The sequence below is a fragment of the Streptomyces sp. NPDC002776 genome (assembly GCF_053592195.1).
This window is the reverse complement of record NZ_JBSFVG010000003.1, coordinates 162,596-176,257: the sequence shown is the minus strand read 5'-3', so window position 1 is coordinate 176,257 and position 13,662 is coordinate 162,596. Positions and strand designations below refer to the sequence as shown.

Below are 13,662 nucleotides of genomic sequence, written 5' to 3'. Positions count from 1 at the left end.
GGTCCGGCTAGCCGTACATCCGGCGCATCGCGAAGTCCACCATCTGCTCGACCGCCTTCGCGTCGAAGACCATGCGGTGCTCGCCCTCCATGTCGAGGACGAAGCCGTAGCCGGTCGGCAGCAGGTCGATCACCTCGGCGCCGGTGATGACGAAGTACTTGGACTCCTTGCCCGCGTACCGGCGCAGCTCCTTGAGGGAGGTGAACATCGGGATCACCGGCTGCTGGGTGTTGTGCAGGGCGAGGAAGCCGGGGTTGTCACCGCGGGGGCAGTAGACCTTCGAGGTCGCGAAGACCTGCTGGAAGTCCTCCGCGGACATCTGGCCCGTGGTGAAGGCCCGCACCGCGTCCGCGAGCGAGGGCGGGGACGGCTCGGGGTAGAGCGGGGGCTGCTGGCCGTAGCCGCCGGACATGGGCTGCTGCGGCGGGGCGTAGCCCTGTTGTGCGGCGCCGCCGTCCATGGGCTGGCCGTATCCATACATGCGCGCAAGCCTACCGAGCGGACGGAGGCGGAGGGCCGGTACGGAGGCGGAGGGCCGGTACGGCGGGCCGGGCGAACGACAGCGACCTGACAGCCACCGCACAGCGCGCGCACGTAACGTCCGACGCCGGAAGCCGAGCCCAGGAGGCAGACCATGCGCAGCCACCGCGACGACGAGGTCCACGAGCACGACCGGGGGCTCTCCTACGACCTTCCCGTGCTCGCCCGCCGACGGATGATCCGGCTGATGACGGGGGCGGGCCTGATCCCGCTGGTGGGCTGCTCCGCCGAGGACGACACCTCCGCGAGCCCCGCCGCCGCCTCCTCGGCCGGGTCCCCGTCCGCCGCTTCCTCCGCCGAGTGTGCCGTGATCCCCGAGGAGACCGCCGGTCCCTACCCCGGCGACGGTTCCAACGGGGTCAACGTGCTGAAAGAGAGCGGTGTCGTGCGCGGCGACATCACCTCCAGCTTCGGCGACTCGGCCGGCGGCACCGCCGAGGGCGTACCCCTGACGATCACGCTCACGGTCGTCGACGCCGCCTCCGGCTGCGGGACGCCCAAGACGGGCGCCGCGGTCTACCTGTGGCACTGCGACCGGGACGGCAACTACTCCCTGTACTCGGAGGGTGTCACGGAGGAGAACTACCTGCGGGGCGTCCAGGAGACCGACGACGAGGGCCGGGTCACCTTCACGAGCATCTTCCCGGCCTGCTACACCGGCCGCTGGCCGCACATCCACTTCGAGGTCTACGGCAGCCTCGCCGACGCCGTCTCGGCGACCTCCGTCACCAGCACCTCGCAGCTCGCGCTGCCCCAGGACGTCTGCGAGGCGGTGTACGCGACGGACGGCTACAGCCGAAGTGTGGCGAACCTCAGTCAGCTCTCCATCGGGACGGACAACATTTTCAGCGACGGCCACGATCAGCAGCTGGCGACGGTCACGGGCAGTACCGGGAAGGGGTACACGGCCACGCTGACCATTCCGGTGTGACCCGTCACAGATGGCCGGATCGAGGTTGCGCCTTATTACCGACGGGTAGCATCATCGGAGCTACTTGTTGGTACGTGAACTAGCGCGAGGATCCAGTGCCTCGCCGATCCCTCTACGGAGCCGTCGCCATGGGGCACTACAAGTCGAATCTCCGCGACATCGAGTTCAACCTCTTCGAGGTGCTCGGGCGCGACAAGCTGTACGGCACCGGACCCTTCGCCGAGATGGACACGGACACCGCGAAGAGCATCCTCGAGGAGATGACCCGCCTCGCGGAGAACGACCTCGCGGCGTCCTTCGCCGACGCCGACCGCAACCCGCCGGTCTTCGACCCGGAGACGAACACCGCGCCGGTCCCCGCGTCCTTCAAGAAGAGCTACAAGGCGTTCATGGAGTCCGAGTACTGGCGTCTCGGCCTCCCGGAGGAGATCGGCGGCACCACCGCTCCCCCGTCGCTGATCTGGTCGTACGCGGAGCTGATCCTCGGCGCCAACCCGGCCGTGTGGATGTACTCCTCCGGGCCGGCCTTCGCCGGGATCCTCTACGACGAGGGCAATGACGTCCAGAAGAAGATCGCCCAGATCGCCGTCGAGCGGACCTGGGGCTCCACCATGGTGCTGACCGAGCCCGACGCGGGCTCCGACGTCGGCGCCGGGCGCACCAAGGCCGTCCAGCAGGAGGACGGCTCCTGGCACATCGAGGGCGTGAAGCGCTTCATCACCTCCGGTGAGCACGACATGGAGGAGAACATCCTCCATTACGTCCTCGCCCGCCCCGAGGGCCACGGCCCCGGCACCAAGGGCCTGTCCCTCTTCCTGGTCCCGAAGTACCTCTTCGACTTCGAGACCGGCGAGCTGGGCGAGCGCAACGGCGTCTACGCCACCAACGTCGAGCACAAGATGGGCCTGAAGGCCTCCAACACCTGCGAGATGACCTTCGGCGACCAGCACCCCGCCAAGGGCTGGCTGATCGGCGACAAGCACGACGGCATCCGCCAGATGTTCCGCATCATCGAGTTCGCCCGCATGATGGTCGGCACGAAGGCCATCTCCACGCTCTCCACCGGCTACCTCAACGCCCTGGAGTACGCCAAGGAGCGCGTCCAGGGTCCGGACCTGGCGAACTTCATGGACAAGACCGCGCCCAAGGTCACCATCACCCACCACCCCGACGTGCGCCGCGCGCTGATGACGCAGAAGGCGTACGCCGAGGGCATGCGCGCCCTCGTCCTCTACACCGCCTCCATCCAGGACGCCATCGCCGTCAAGGAAGCCGCCGGCGAGGACGCCAAGGCCGAGCACGCGCTCAACGACCTGCTCCTGCCGATCGTGAAGGGCTACGGCTCCGAGAAGGGCTACGAGCAGCTCGCCCAGTCGCTGCAGACCTTCGGCGGCTCCGGGTTCCTCCAGGAGTACCCGATCGAGCAGTACATCCGGGACGCCAAGATCGACACCCTCTACGAGGGCACCACCGCCATCCAGGGCCAGGACTTCTTCTTCCGGAAGATCGTCCGCAACCAGGGCGCCGCGCTGAACGGCCTCGCCGAGGACATCAAGAAGTTCCTGGCACTCGGCACCGGCGGCGAGGAACTGGCCGGTGCCCGCGAGCACCTGGCCAAGGCCGCCGTCGAACTGGAGGCGATCGTCGGCCTGATGCTGACCGACCTGGCCGCCACCGAGCAGGACGTCAAGAACATCTACAAGGTCGGCCTCAACACCACCCGCCTGCTGATGGCCTCCGGTGACGTCGTCGTCGGCTACCTGCTGCTCAAGGGCGCCGCCGTGGCGGCCGAGAAGCTGGAGACGGCCTCCGCCAAGGACAAACCCTTCTACACCGGCAAGATCGCGGCGGCGAAGTTCTTCGCGGCCAACGTCCTGCCCGGTGTCACCGGTGCGCGCAAGCTCGCCCAGGGCGTCGAGCTCGACCTGATGGAGCTGGACGAAGCCGCCTTCTAGCCCCCACCTCTTTTCCCGCCAGGGCCCGCCTCCTCACAAACGGGGGGCGGGCCCTGGTACGTCGTTAAGGTGAACCCCATGAGCGAACCCTCCCGCTTCGACCGCGGCCACACCGACGACCTCATGTCCTTCCTGGCGGCCGGACCGTCGCCGTACCACGCCGTGGCGAACACCGCCGAGCGGCTGGAGAAGGCAGGATTCCGCCAGGTCGCCGAGACGGACGCCTGGGACGGGACGAGCGGCGGCAAGTACGTCGTACGGGGTGGCGCGATCGTGGCCTGGTACGTGCCCGAGGGCGCCGCGGCGCACACCCCGTTCCGGATCGTCGGCGCGCACACCGACTCCCCCAACCTGCGCGTCAAGCCGCTGCCCGACTCCGGGGCGCACGGGTGGCGGCAGGTGGCCGTGGAGGTCTACGGCGGACCCCTGCTCAACTCCTGGCTCGACCGCGATCTGGGCCTGGCCGGCCGGCTGACCCTGCGCGACGGCTCGACCCGGCTGGTGAACATCGACCGGCCCCTGCTGCGCGTCCCCCAACTCGCCATCCACCTGGACCGCGCGGTCTCCTCCGAGGGCCTCAAGCTCGACAAGCAGCGCCACCTCCAGCCGGTCTGGGGACTCGGCGACGACGTCCGCGACGGCGACCTGATCGCCTTCCTGGAGGAGGAGAGCGGACTGGCGGCGGGCGAGGTCACCGGCTGGGACCTGATGGTGCACTCCGTCGAACCGCCCGCCTACCTCGGCCGCGACCGCGAACTGCTGGCCGGGCCGCGCATGGACAACCTGCTCTCCGTGCACGCAGCGGTGGCGGCGCTGACGGCCGTGTCCGGCCCGGACCTGCCGTACATCCCCGTCCTCGCCGCCTTCGACCACGAGGAGAACGGCTCGCAGTCCGACACCGGCGCGGACGGACCGCTGCTCGGCGGAGTGCTGGAGCGCTCGGTGTTCGCCCGCGGAGGGTCCTACGAGGACAAGGCTCGTGCCTTCGCCGGGACCGTGTGCCTCTCCTCCGACACCGGGCACGCCGTGCACCCCAACTACGCGGAGCGGCACGACCCCACGCACCACCCGCGGATCAACGGCGGACCGATCCTCAAGGTCAACGTCAACAACCGCTACGCCACGGACGGTTCGGGCCGCGCGGCGTTCGCCGCCGCCTGCGAACGCGCCGGAGTGCCCTTCCAGTCCTTCGTCTCCAACAACTCCATGCCCTGCGGCACCACCATCGGACCGATCACCGCGGCCCGGCACGGCATCCGCACCGTAGACATCGGCGTGGCGATCCTCTCCATGCACAGCGCACGCGAACTGTGCGGCGCCGACGACCCGTTCCTCCTGGCGAACACGCTGGTCGCCTTCTTGGAGGGGTAGTCCGCGGCAGGACGGGGTACCCGCCAGCGACCGGAACCACCGGACAGGGAGGCGACAACTCATGGGCCTCGGCGGGTGCATCATCCTCATCGCCGTGGGAGCCATCCTCACGTTCGCAACGGATTGGAACATGGAGGGCGTCAATCTCGATCTCGTCGGGGTCATCCTGATGATCGTCGGATTGATCGGCGTGACCACGTTCAGCAGCATCGCCCGGCGCAGGCGGGTGGTGGTACCGCCCACCACACCGCCGACCGTGATCGACGAGGGGGGACACCGGCGCAACGACGGGTACAGCAACGGCTACGGCGCCTGAGCGTCCAGGCCCGCGAGTACCAGGGGCAGGCGGTCCGCTCCGCCTTCGACGAGGCGGACGGGCACGCCCCAGTCCTGCTGGTGCACATGGCAGGCCGGGTACTCGCGGGCGGGGTCGTCGTCACAGGACGCGGCCATCGCCGAGATGTGCAGGACGCCCTCCCCGATCCCGGGATCGAGGTGCAGGATGCGGGAGAGTTCCGTGTCCGCGCCCTCGCCCCGCAGCAGCAGGCCGGGCGGGGTGGCGGAGACCAGCAGACGCGTCGCGGGGCCGTACCGCGTGTCCGGCTTCTGGCCGGGCGGCGCCTGGAAGATCACGTCCAACCGGAGCGCGCCCGGGGCCACTTCGGTGGCGGCGCGCTGCGTCCGGTGGGCGACCGACTCCACCCGCACCGCCTCTTCGGGCAGCCGCAGCCGGGTCAGCCGGTGCCGGGCCGACTCCACGACCACGATGTCCTCGCCGGCCAGGACCGCGGCACTGGGCTCGCGCAGATCCGTGGCCAGGGTGGTGACCTCGCCCGTCGCCGGGTCGTAGCGGCGCAGGGCGTGGTTGTACGTGTCGCTGACGGCCACCGAGCCGTCGGGCAGCGCCGTCACGCCCAACGGGTGCTGGAACAGGGCCTGTCCGGCGGGGCCGTCGCGGTGCCCGAAGTCGAACAGGCCGGTGCCGACCGCGGTGCGCACGGTGCCGTCGGGATCCACCCAGCGCAGGGCGCTGGTCTCGGAGTCGGCGACCCAGAGGCGGTCGGCGGTGGCGGCGAGCCCGGAGGGCTGCGCGAACCACGCCTCGGCGGCGGGCCCGTCGACCAGCCCCTCGTTGGTGGTCCCGGCCGCGACGGCCACGGTGCCGTCCCGGAGGTCGTACGTCCACAGCTGGTGGATGCCCGCCATGGCGATCCACACCTCGCCCTGCCAGAAGGCCACGTCCCAGGGCGAGGAGAGGTTGACCTCCCGGCCGGGGCCGCGGGTGGCGTCGCCCCGCATCCACTGCTCGCCCGTGCCGGCCAGGGTCGTGGTGCGGCCCGACTCCGGGTCGAAGCGCCGCAGCCTGTGGTTCACCGAGTCGGCGACCACCACGGACCCGTCCGGCAGCAGCGCCAGACCCTGCGGCTCGTTGAACCGTGAGCGCACCGAGGTGCCGTCCGTCGCCCCCCGGCGGTCCCCCTGGCCGATCCGCCGCACGGCCGTCTCCCCGTCCGACGCCAGCTCCACCAGCTGATGCCGGGTGGTGTCACTGACCAGGAAGTTCCCGGACGGCAGCAGCACCGCCTTGCCCGGGAACCTGAGCGCGGTCGGCTCCGGCTCCGGCGCCACGTACGGCCCGTCGCCGCGCCGGAGCGTGCCCTTCGCCCCGTGCTCGGCCGCCAGCTCCGTCACCAGCCGCTCGATCGCGTGCCCATGCCCTTCCCCGGCGTGCTGGGCGACGACGTACCCCTCGGGGTCGATGACCACGAGCGTGGGCCAGGCCCGCACCGCGTACTGCTTCCAGGTCGCGAGCTCGGGGTCGTCCAGCACGGGATGCTCCACCCCGTACCGCTCCACGGCGTCCACGACCGCCTGGTGCACGGCCTCGTGGACGAACTTCGGCGAGTGCACCCCGACCACCACGACGGTGTCGGGGTGCTGGTGCTCCAGGGCCCGCAGTTCGTCGATGACGTGCAGGCAGTTCACACAGCAGAAGGTCCAGAAGTCCAGGATCAGTACGCGGCCCCGGAAGTCGGCGAGCTTCAGGTCCTTCCCGCCGGTGTTGATCCACCCGCCGCGGCCGGTCAGCTCAGGCGCGCGCACGCGGGCGCGGCGGGGTGCGGGAGCGGTCATGGATCAAGGGTGCCACCCGGCACCGACAGTCACCTCAGCGCGTGCCCGGTGGTGACGTCCACGTGGTCGGGGACCTCTTCGTGGCGGTCGCCGACGGTGGAGGTGCCGGAGGGCTCCAGCAGGAGGATGTCGGTGGGGACGGGGGCGTACGGCTTGTGCTCGGTGCCGCGGGGGACCGTGAAGACCGACAGCGGCGGCAGGACGACCGTGCGCTCCCCGGCCGGCTCCCGCAGGCTGATGTGCAGCTCGCCGCTGAGCACCAGGAAGAACTCGTCGGTGTCGTCGTGGACGTGCCAGAGGTGCTCGCCCTCCACATGGGTCACGCGGACGTCGTAGTCGTTGACCGTGGTGGCGATGCGGGGGCTCCACTGCTCGGTGAAGGAGGCGAGGGCGGCGGGCAGCGAGACGGGTTCGGGAGTCATGCCGTCATCGTGCGACTGTCCGGGGACGGCCCACGAGTGCTAGGAATCGCACATGACGCAAGGATCCTCTCAACCGCACCGGGTGGCCGTCATCATCGACGAGGGCACCAACCCCTTCGAGGTGGGTGTCGCCACCGAGCTGTTCGGCCTGCCGCGGCCCGAGCTCGGCCGGCCCGCCCCGCTGTACGAGGTCACGCTGTGCACGCCCACGCGCGCGGTGCGGATGAACCACGGGTTCTTCACCATGACCGGCACGGCCGGGCTCGACGCCGTGGACGACGCCGACACCCTCGTCGTGCCCGGGCGCCCCGACAACGTCGTCCCGCGCGGCGCCGACGTCCTGGACGCCGTCCGCCGCACCCACGCGCGCGGGGCGCGGGTGGTCAGCTTCTGCACGGGCAGCTTCGCGCTCGCCGAGGCCGGGCTGCTGGACGGGCGCCGGGCCACCACGCACTGGATGTGGGCCGAGGCGTTCCGGGAACTGCATCCGCGGGTGCGGCTCGAACCGGACGTGCTCTTCGTGGACGAGGGGCGGATCGGCGAGGGACGGATCCTCACCGCCGCGGGGAGCGCCGCCGCGCTCGACCTCGGCCTGTATCTCGTCCGGCAGGACCACGGCGCCGAGATCGCCAACGCCGTCTCCCGGCGGCTCGTGTTCGCCGCGCACCGGGACGGCGGGCAGCGGCAGTTCGTGGAGCGGCCGGTGCCCGAGGTGCCGGACGAGTCACTGGGGCCGCTGCTGGCGTGGGCGCAGGAGCGGCTGGGCGAGCCGCTGACGGTGGCGGAGCTGGCGGCGCGGGCCGCAGTGTCTCCGGCCACGCTGCACCGGCGGTTCCGCACCCAGCTGGGGACGACGCCGCTGGCCTGGCTGACCGGGGAGCGGGTGGCGCTGGCCTGCCGGCTGATCGAGCGCGGGGAGGAGCGGCTCGACGTCGTCGCCGCGCGCAGCGGGCTCGGGACGGCGGCCAACCTGCGCGCGCGGGTGCGGCGCGAGACCGGACTCAGCCCGTCGGCCTACCGGCGGCGTTTCGGACCGCGCACCGGGGAAGCCCTCGTGTCATGAGATTCCTCGTACGCGACCGGCTCCTCGGCTTCGGTGACGACTACTGGATCGAGGACGACCGGGGCAACAAGGCCTTCCTCGTCGACGGCAAGGCGATGCGGCTGCGGGACACCTTCGAGCTGAAGGACGCGCAGGGGCGGGTCCTGATCGACATCCGGCAGAAGATGCTCGCCCTGCGGGACACCCTGCTGATCGAGCGGGACGGCGAGCCGCTCGCGACCATCCGCCGCAAGCGGCTGTCCCTGCTGCGCAACCACTACCGGGTGGCGCTGGCCGATGGCAGCACCGAGCTGGACGTCAGCGGCCGGATCCTGGACCGGGAGTTCGCCGTGGAGTACGAGGGCGAGCTGCTCGCCGTCGTCTCCCGCCGCTGGCTGCACGTCCGGGAGACCTACGGCGTGGACGTGGTCCGGGAGGACGCGGACCCGGCGCTGCTGATCGCGGTAGCGGTGTGTGTGATCCACCTGGCGGAGAAGGAGCGGGAGGGGGACTGAACCGCCGTCACAGGCCGCGGTGACTTGTCGTCACAGGACGCGGTCCTTGAGTGCCGGGAACTGCTCCCGGGTGGCCGCGACCTTCGCCGGGTCGAACTCCACCGTGAGGATCTCCTCGCCGGGGCCCGCCTCGGCGAGGACCTCGCCCCAGGGATCCACCACGATCGAGTGACCGGCCTGCGGAACTCCCGCATGCGTCCCGGCCGTTCCACAGGCGAGCACGAACGCCTGGTTCTCCACCGCCCGCGCCTGAGCCAGCAGCGTCCAGTGCGCCCGGCGGCGCTCCGGCCAGCCCGCGGGGACGACCAGGGTCTCGGCGCCGTTGTCGACGAGCCCGCGGAAGAGTTCGGGGAAACGGAGGTCGTAGCAGGTGGCCAGGCCCAGGGTGGTCCCGGGCAGACGGACCGTCACCAGATCGCGTCCGGCGCCCATCAGCACGGCCTCGCCCTTGTCGAAGCCGAAGCGGTGGATCTTGCGGTAGGCGGCGGCGAGGTCGCCGGAGGGGGAGAAGACGAGGGAGGTGTTGTACAGCGGTCCGTCCGGGTCGCGTTCCGGGATCGAGCCGGCGTGCAGCCAGACGCCCGCGTCGCTCGCGGCCTTCGCCATCGCCTCGTACGTCGGCCCTTCGAGCGGCTCGGCCTCCTGGGCGAACTCCTCGTAGGCGAAGGCACCGGTGGTCCACAGCTCCGGCAGGACGACCAGATCGGCCCCGGTCTGCCCCCGTACCAGCGAGGCGGCCCGCTCCCGGCGCGAGGCGACCGATTCGCCCTCGTCTACGGCGATCTGGATCAGAGAGGCGCGCACACTACCACCGTCCTGGCATTCGACCCGATCACTCGGGCCTACGATCGTCACACGAAAGCACTGCCGGGGTGCCTCTCAGCAGCGTAACTTAACGTCTCAAGACGCCCGCCGACAGCCACCTCCCACTGGCATCGCCGCCACCACCTGCCCGTGTACCGACCGCCGAGGGGTCCCGTTCCGTGAGTCTGCATCCCACCCTCCAGCCCTACGCCGACGCCTGGACCCACTCCATCGAAGCGATATCCGAGCTGGTGCTGCCCCTTGTGGAGGGCGAGTGGAACCGGCGTACGCCGTGCCCGGGCTGGTCGGTCCGGGACGTGGTGTCCCATGTCATCGGCCTGGACTGCGAGATGCTCGGCGACCCGCGGCCCATCCACACGCTGCCCCGCGATCTGTTCCACGTCACCAACGACCACCAGCGCTACATGGAGATGCAGGTCGACGTCCGCCGCCACCACACGGCGCCGGAGATGACCTCCGAGCTGGAGTACACGGTCATCCGCCGCAACCGCCAGTTGCGCAACGAGTCCCGGGACCCGGGCACGAAGGTGCGCGGCCCGCTGGGCACCGAGCAGACCCTGGAGGAGGCCATGCGGGCGCATGCCTTCGATGTGTGGGTCCATGAGCAGGACCTGCGCGCCGCGCTCGGCCGGCCGGGGAACCTCGACTCGCCGGGTGCGCAGGTGGCGCGGGACGTGCTGCTGGCGGCGCTGCCGGACATCGTGGCGGTCAAGGCGGAGGCGCCGCGCAGTTCGGCGATCGTGTTCGACGTGCACGGTCCGGTCGAGTTCCTGCGCACGATCCGGGTGGACATCCAGGGGCGGGGCACGCTGGAGACGGCGCCCGCGCTGGGGCCCGCGGCGACGCTGACCCTGGACTGGGAGACCTTCGTGCGGCTGGCCTGTGGCCGGGTGACACCGGAGGGGGTCGCGGACCGGATCAAGGCGGAGGGTGACCTGGCGCTGGCGGGGGCGATTCTGCGGAACTTCACGGTGACGAAGTAGCGGGAGCGGCACAAAGATCTTGTGGCGCACGTCGGTTCGGTGCTTGTCTGCCTCCCATGACCGACATCGAGATCGACGGACCGCCCCGGCTGAGCCGCCTGACGTTCCACAACCCCCTCTCCGAGGCCCGGGCCGAACGGCTGGTGCGACGGGTCGCGGGCAACGAGCCCTCCACCGTGCTCGACATCGGGTGCGGGTGGGGCGAGTTCATGATGCGGGTGCTGGCCGTCGTGCCCGGGGCCACGGGCATCGGCGTCGACATCAACGCCGAGGATCTCGACCGTGGCCGCCGTGAGGCCGCGGAGCGCGGGCTCGCGGGGCGGGTCGAGTTCCTGGAGAAGTCCGCGCGGGACGCCGACCTCGGCCCGGCCGACCTGGTGCTCTGTCTCGGGTCCAGCCAGGCCCTGAGCCCGGTGGCGCCGCCCGAGTTCACCCTGGAGGCGCTGCGCGCCCTGCGCGGGCTGGTCAACGACGGTGGCCGGGTGCTGCTGGGTGAGGGCTTCTGGGAGCGCACGCCGACCGAGGAGGAGCTGGCCGGGATGTGGCCGGGGGCCGCCGTCTCGGACCACCACGACCTCGCGACCCTGCTCGACCTCGCCGTGACCGCCGGTTTCCGGCCCGAGTGGACGGAGACGGCGAACCTCGACGAGTGGGAGGAGTTCGAGTCCGGCTACCAGGCGGACCTGGAGGTCTGGCTCGCCCGCAACCCCGGGCACCCCTCGGCGGCCACCACCAGAGAGCGCCTCGACCGGCACCGGGCCCAGTGGATGACCTACCGCGGGATCCTGGGCATCGCCTACCTCACCCTGGTACCCGCCCAGTAGGGGCCCGGGACCGTGGCGTCGGTCCCGGCCCCGTGGGGACCCCGCCCCCGCCTGGTCGCGGACCGGCAGGGTCCCCGTTCACGCCGGGACGTGCACCGTCTTCACCCGGCTCGCCACCAGCCGTTCCCGCTCGCGGCGGGCCGCTCGGCCGCGCAGTCGCAGGATCTGGCTCACCCCGAGCGCCTGGAGCACGAACACCGCCGAGAAGGCGATCCGGTAGTCGTCGCCGGTCGCGTCGAGCAGGACACCGACGGCGAACAGGGTCGTCATGGAGGCGACGAAACCGCCCATGTTGGTGATTCCGGAGGCGGTGCCCTGACGCTCCGGCGGGTTGGCGGGGCGGGCGAAGTCGAAGCCGAGCATGGAGGCGGGGCCGCAGGCGCCGAGCACCACGCACAGCACGACCAGCAGCCACATCGGGGCGCGGTCGGCGGGGTAGGCGAGGGTCGCCGCCCACATCAGCGCGGTCGCGCCGACCGTGCCGAGCGCCAGCGGCAGCCGCGCCCCGTGGTGCCGGGCGACGAGCTGGCCGTAGACCAGGCCGATCACCATGTTGGACAGGACGACCAGGGTGAGCAGTTCGCCCGCGGTGGCGCGGGACAGGCCCTGGGCCTCGACCAGGAAGGGCAGGCCCCACAGCAGCAGGAACACCATCGCCGGGAACTGGGTGGTGAAGTGCACCCACAGACCGAGCCGGGTGCCCGGCTCCCGCCAGGACGCGGCGATCTGGCGCCGGACGTAGGCCACGCCCTGGTGCGGGACGGGCTCCGGTCCGTGGCCCTCGGGGTGGTCCTTGAGGAACAGCAGCAGCAGGACGAGGACGACGACTCCGGCGAGCGCGCTGCCCGCGAAGGCGGCGGTCCAGCCGACGCCGTGCAGCAGCCGGGCCAGGACCAGGGTGGAGACCAGGTTGCCCGCCATGCCGGCGAGCCCGGCGAGCTGGGCGATCATCGGTCCGCGCCGGGCCGGGAACCAGCGGGTGCCGAGCCGCAGCACGCTGATGAAGGTCATGGCGTCCCCGCAGCCGAGCAGCGCCCGCGAGGCGAGGGCCATGCCGTACGTGGGGGAGAACGCGAAGCCCAGCTGTCCCGCCGTGAACAGCACGACGCCGATGGTCAGCACCTTCTTCGTGCCGAGCCGGTCGACCAGCAGGCCGACGGGTATCTGCATGCCCGCGTAGACGAGCAGCTGGAGGATCGAGAACGTCGACAGGGCCGAGGCGTTGACGTCGAAGCGGTCGGCCGCGTCGAGTCCGGCGACCCCCAGTGACGTACGGAAGATGACGGCGACGAAGTAGACCGAGACGCCGATGCCCCACACGGCCAAGGCGCGCCGGCCGCCCGGGGGATCACCCGGCAGGGCCGCGGCGCTCATCGGACCTCACCCCGGGCCAGGTGCGAGAACCAGCCGACGTGCCGGTGGACGACGCCCACGGCCCGCTCGGCGTCACCGGAGCGCAGCGCGTCGAGGATCTCCTCGTGCTCGGTGAGGGTCTTGGCGATCCGGTCGGGGTGGGAGTGCATGACGGCGACGCCCATGCGCAGCTGGCGGTCGCGGAGTTGGTCGTAGAGGCGGGAGAGGATGTCGTTGCCGCCGCTGCGGACGATCTCGGCGTGGAAGCAGCGGTCGGTGACGGCGGCCGCGGCCAGGTCGCCGACGGCGGCCTCGGCCTTCTGGCGGGCGAGCAGGTGTTCGAGGCGCTCGATGAGCGCGGCGGGGGCGGGCACGGCCTTGCGCGCCGCGTGCTCCTCGACCAGCAGCCGGGTCTCCACGACATCGGCGATCTCCTGTGCCGACACCGGCAGCACCAGGGCGCCCTTCTTCGGGTAGAGCTTGATCAGCCCTTCCACCTCCAGGCGCAGCAGCGCCTCGCGCACCGGGGTGCGGGAGACCCCGACGGCCTCGGCCAGCTCGCCCTCGGTGAGCAGGGTGCCGCCCTCGTAGCGGCGGTCCAGGACGGCTTGCTTGACGTGGGCGTAGACACGGTCGGCGGCGGGCGGCTGCTTCACGGGGGCGGGGGTCGGGGCGGGCGGCGCTGACGGCATGAGCACATCTTAGATACAACACGTACGCATGAGGGAGCGCGTTTCATCATGCGGACCTTCGAGATGCGGACCTTCG

The 13,662-nt window shown here is 71.3% G+C and carries 14 protein-coding genes; 8 read left to right on the top strand and 6 right to left on the bottom strand.

The window, feature by feature from the left end:
• Positions 1-7: 7 nt before the first annotated feature.
• Entirely contained in the window at positions 8-481 is a 474-nt protein-coding gene (locus tag ACWD11_RS08375; protein ID WP_389416709.1) for an SseB family protein, read from the bottom strand.
• Between the two features lie 153 nt (positions 482-634).
• Between ACWD11_RS08375 and ACWD11_RS08370 the strand changes: the two genes are divergently transcribed.
• From ACWD11_RS08370 to ACWD11_RS08355, 4 genes are all read left to right on the top strand, one after another.
• Positions 635-1,471, top strand: a complete 837-nt coding sequence (locus ACWD11_RS08370; protein ID WP_451282020.1) for an intradiol ring-cleavage dioxygenase — start codon at positions 635-637, stop codon at positions 1,469-1,471.
• Positions 1,472-1,599: 128 nt separating this feature from the next.
• Complete coding sequence (locus tag ACWD11_RS08365) at positions 1,600-3,426, top strand: acyl-CoA dehydrogenase (protein ID WP_389416707.1); 1,827 nt, start codon at positions 1,600-1,602, stop codon at positions 3,424-3,426.
• A gap of 78 nt (positions 3,427-3,504) precedes the next feature.
• Positions 3,505-4,797, top strand: coding sequence for a M18 family aminopeptidase (locus ACWD11_RS08360; RefSeq protein ID WP_389416706.1), 1,293 nt, complete (start codon positions 3,505-3,507; stop codon positions 4,795-4,797).
• A 61-nt stretch (positions 4,798-4,858) separates the two neighbouring features.
• Positions 4,859-5,113 (top strand): DUF6458 family protein, encoded by a 255-nt coding sequence (locus tag ACWD11_RS08355; RefSeq protein WP_389416705.1) that lies wholly within the window; start codon positions 4,859-4,861, stop codon positions 5,111-5,113.
• Here ACWD11_RS08355 and ACWD11_RS08350 read toward each other — a convergent pair.
• Both ACWD11_RS08350 and ACWD11_RS08345 read right to left on the bottom strand, forming a co-directional pair.
• Positions 5,101-6,930 (bottom strand): NHL domain-containing thioredoxin family protein, encoded by a 1,830-nt coding sequence (locus ACWD11_RS08350; protein WP_451282017.1) that lies wholly within the window; start codon positions 6,928-6,930, stop codon positions 5,101-5,103. The two genes, ACWD11_RS08355 and ACWD11_RS08350, sit on opposite strands and share 13 nt — an antisense overlap.
• Before the next feature lie 29 nt (positions 6,931-6,959).
• Positions 6,960-7,352 (bottom strand): cupin domain-containing protein, encoded by a 393-nt coding sequence (locus ACWD11_RS08345; RefSeq protein ID WP_389416703.1) that lies wholly within the window; start codon positions 7,350-7,352, stop codon positions 6,960-6,962.
• Positions 7,353-7,404: 52 nt separating this feature from the next.
• Here ACWD11_RS08345 and ACWD11_RS08340 point away from each other — a divergent pair, with 52 nt between their 5' ends.
• Together ACWD11_RS08340 and ACWD11_RS08335 are read left to right on the top strand one after the other, a co-directional pair.
• The gene (locus ACWD11_RS08340; RefSeq protein ID WP_451282015.1) at positions 7,405-8,415 is read left to right on the top strand and encodes a GlxA family transcriptional regulator; all 1,011 of its coding nucleotides are present in this window, start codon (positions 7,405-7,407) and stop codon (positions 8,413-8,415) included.
• Positions 8,412-8,909 (top strand): LURP-one-related/scramblase family protein, encoded by a 498-nt coding sequence (locus tag ACWD11_RS08335; RefSeq protein WP_389416701.1) that lies wholly within the window; start codon positions 8,412-8,414, stop codon positions 8,907-8,909. Before ACWD11_RS08340 ends, ACWD11_RS08335 begins: the two co-directional genes overlap by 4 nt.
• A 30-nt stretch (positions 8,910-8,939) precedes the next feature.
• On the opposite strand, the gene ACWD11_RS08330 is transcribed toward ACWD11_RS08335, so the two are convergent.
• Entirely contained in the window at positions 8,940-9,713 is a 774-nt protein-coding gene (locus ACWD11_RS08330) for a carbon-nitrogen family hydrolase (RefSeq protein ID WP_451282013.1), read from the bottom strand.
• Between the two features lie 179 nt (positions 9,714-9,892).
• Between ACWD11_RS08330 and ACWD11_RS08325 the strand changes: the two genes are divergently transcribed.
• Together ACWD11_RS08325 and ACWD11_RS08320 are read left to right on the top strand one after the other, a co-directional pair.
• The gene (locus ACWD11_RS08325; protein WP_389416699.1) at positions 9,893-10,717 is read left to right on the top strand and encodes a maleylpyruvate isomerase family mycothiol-dependent enzyme; all 825 of its coding nucleotides are present in this window, start codon (positions 9,893-9,895) and stop codon (positions 10,715-10,717) included.
• A 56-nt stretch (positions 10,718-10,773) separates the two neighbouring features.
• Entirely contained in the window at positions 10,774-11,541 is a 768-nt protein-coding gene (locus tag ACWD11_RS08320; protein ID WP_389416698.1) for an SAM-dependent methyltransferase, read from the top strand.
• A 78-nt stretch (positions 11,542-11,619) separates the two neighbouring features.
• On the opposite strand, the gene ACWD11_RS08315 is transcribed toward ACWD11_RS08320, so the two are convergent.
• Both ACWD11_RS08315 and ACWD11_RS08310 read right to left on the bottom strand, forming a co-directional pair.
• Complete coding sequence (locus ACWD11_RS08315) at positions 11,620-12,915, bottom strand: MFS transporter (RefSeq protein ID WP_451282010.1); 1,296 nt, start codon at positions 12,913-12,915, stop codon at positions 11,620-11,622.
• A complete protein-coding gene (locus ACWD11_RS08310; protein WP_451282009.1) occupies positions 12,912-13,586 on the bottom strand; it encodes a GntR family transcriptional regulator in 675 nt (224 codons plus the stop codon). Before ACWD11_RS08310 ends, ACWD11_RS08315 begins: the two co-directional genes overlap by 4 nt.
• Positions 13,587-13,662 lie beyond the last annotated feature (76 nt).

Bases quoted from the DNA above. Each gene is read 5' to 3' on its own strand.
- ACWD11_RS08375 (WP_389416709.1), bottom strand. From the start codon at position 481: ATGTATGGATACGGCCAGCCCATGGACGGCGGCGCCGCACAACAGGGC.
- ACWD11_RS08370 (WP_451282020.1), top strand. From the start codon at position 635: ATGCGCAGCCACCGCGACGACGAGGTCCACGAGCACGACCGGGGGCTC.
- ACWD11_RS08365 (WP_389416707.1), top strand. From the start codon at position 1,600: ATGGGGCACTACAAGTCGAATCTCCGCGACATCGAGTTCAACCTCTTC.
- ACWD11_RS08360 (WP_389416706.1), top strand. From the start codon at position 3,505: ATGAGCGAACCCTCCCGCTTCGACCGCGGCCACACCGACGACCTCATG.
- ACWD11_RS08355 (WP_389416705.1), top strand. From the start codon at position 4,859: ATGGGCCTCGGCGGGTGCATCATCCTCATCGCCGTGGGAGCCATCCTC.
- ACWD11_RS08350 (WP_451282017.1), bottom strand. From the start codon at position 6,930: ATGACCGCTCCCGCACCCCGCCGCGCCCGCGTGCGCGCGCCTGAGCTG.
- ACWD11_RS08345 (WP_389416703.1), bottom strand. From the start codon at position 7,352: ATGACTCCCGAACCCGTCTCGCTGCCCGCCGCCCTCGCCTCCTTCACC.
- ACWD11_RS08340 (WP_451282015.1), top strand. From the start codon at position 7,405: ATGACGCAAGGATCCTCTCAACCGCACCGGGTGGCCGTCATCATCGAC.
- ACWD11_RS08335 (WP_389416701.1), top strand. From the start codon at position 8,412: ATGAGATTCCTCGTACGCGACCGGCTCCTCGGCTTCGGTGACGACTAC.
- ACWD11_RS08320 (WP_389416698.1), top strand. From the start codon at position 10,774: ATGACCGACATCGAGATCGACGGACCGCCCCGGCTGAGCCGCCTGACG.
- ACWD11_RS08315 (WP_451282010.1), bottom strand. From the start codon at position 12,915: ATGAGCGCCGCGGCCCTGCCGGGTGATCCCCCGGGCGGCCGGCGCGCC.
- ACWD11_RS08310 (WP_451282009.1), bottom strand. From the start codon at position 13,586: ATGCCGTCAGCGCCGCCCGCCCCGACCCCCGCCCCCGTGAAGCAGCCG.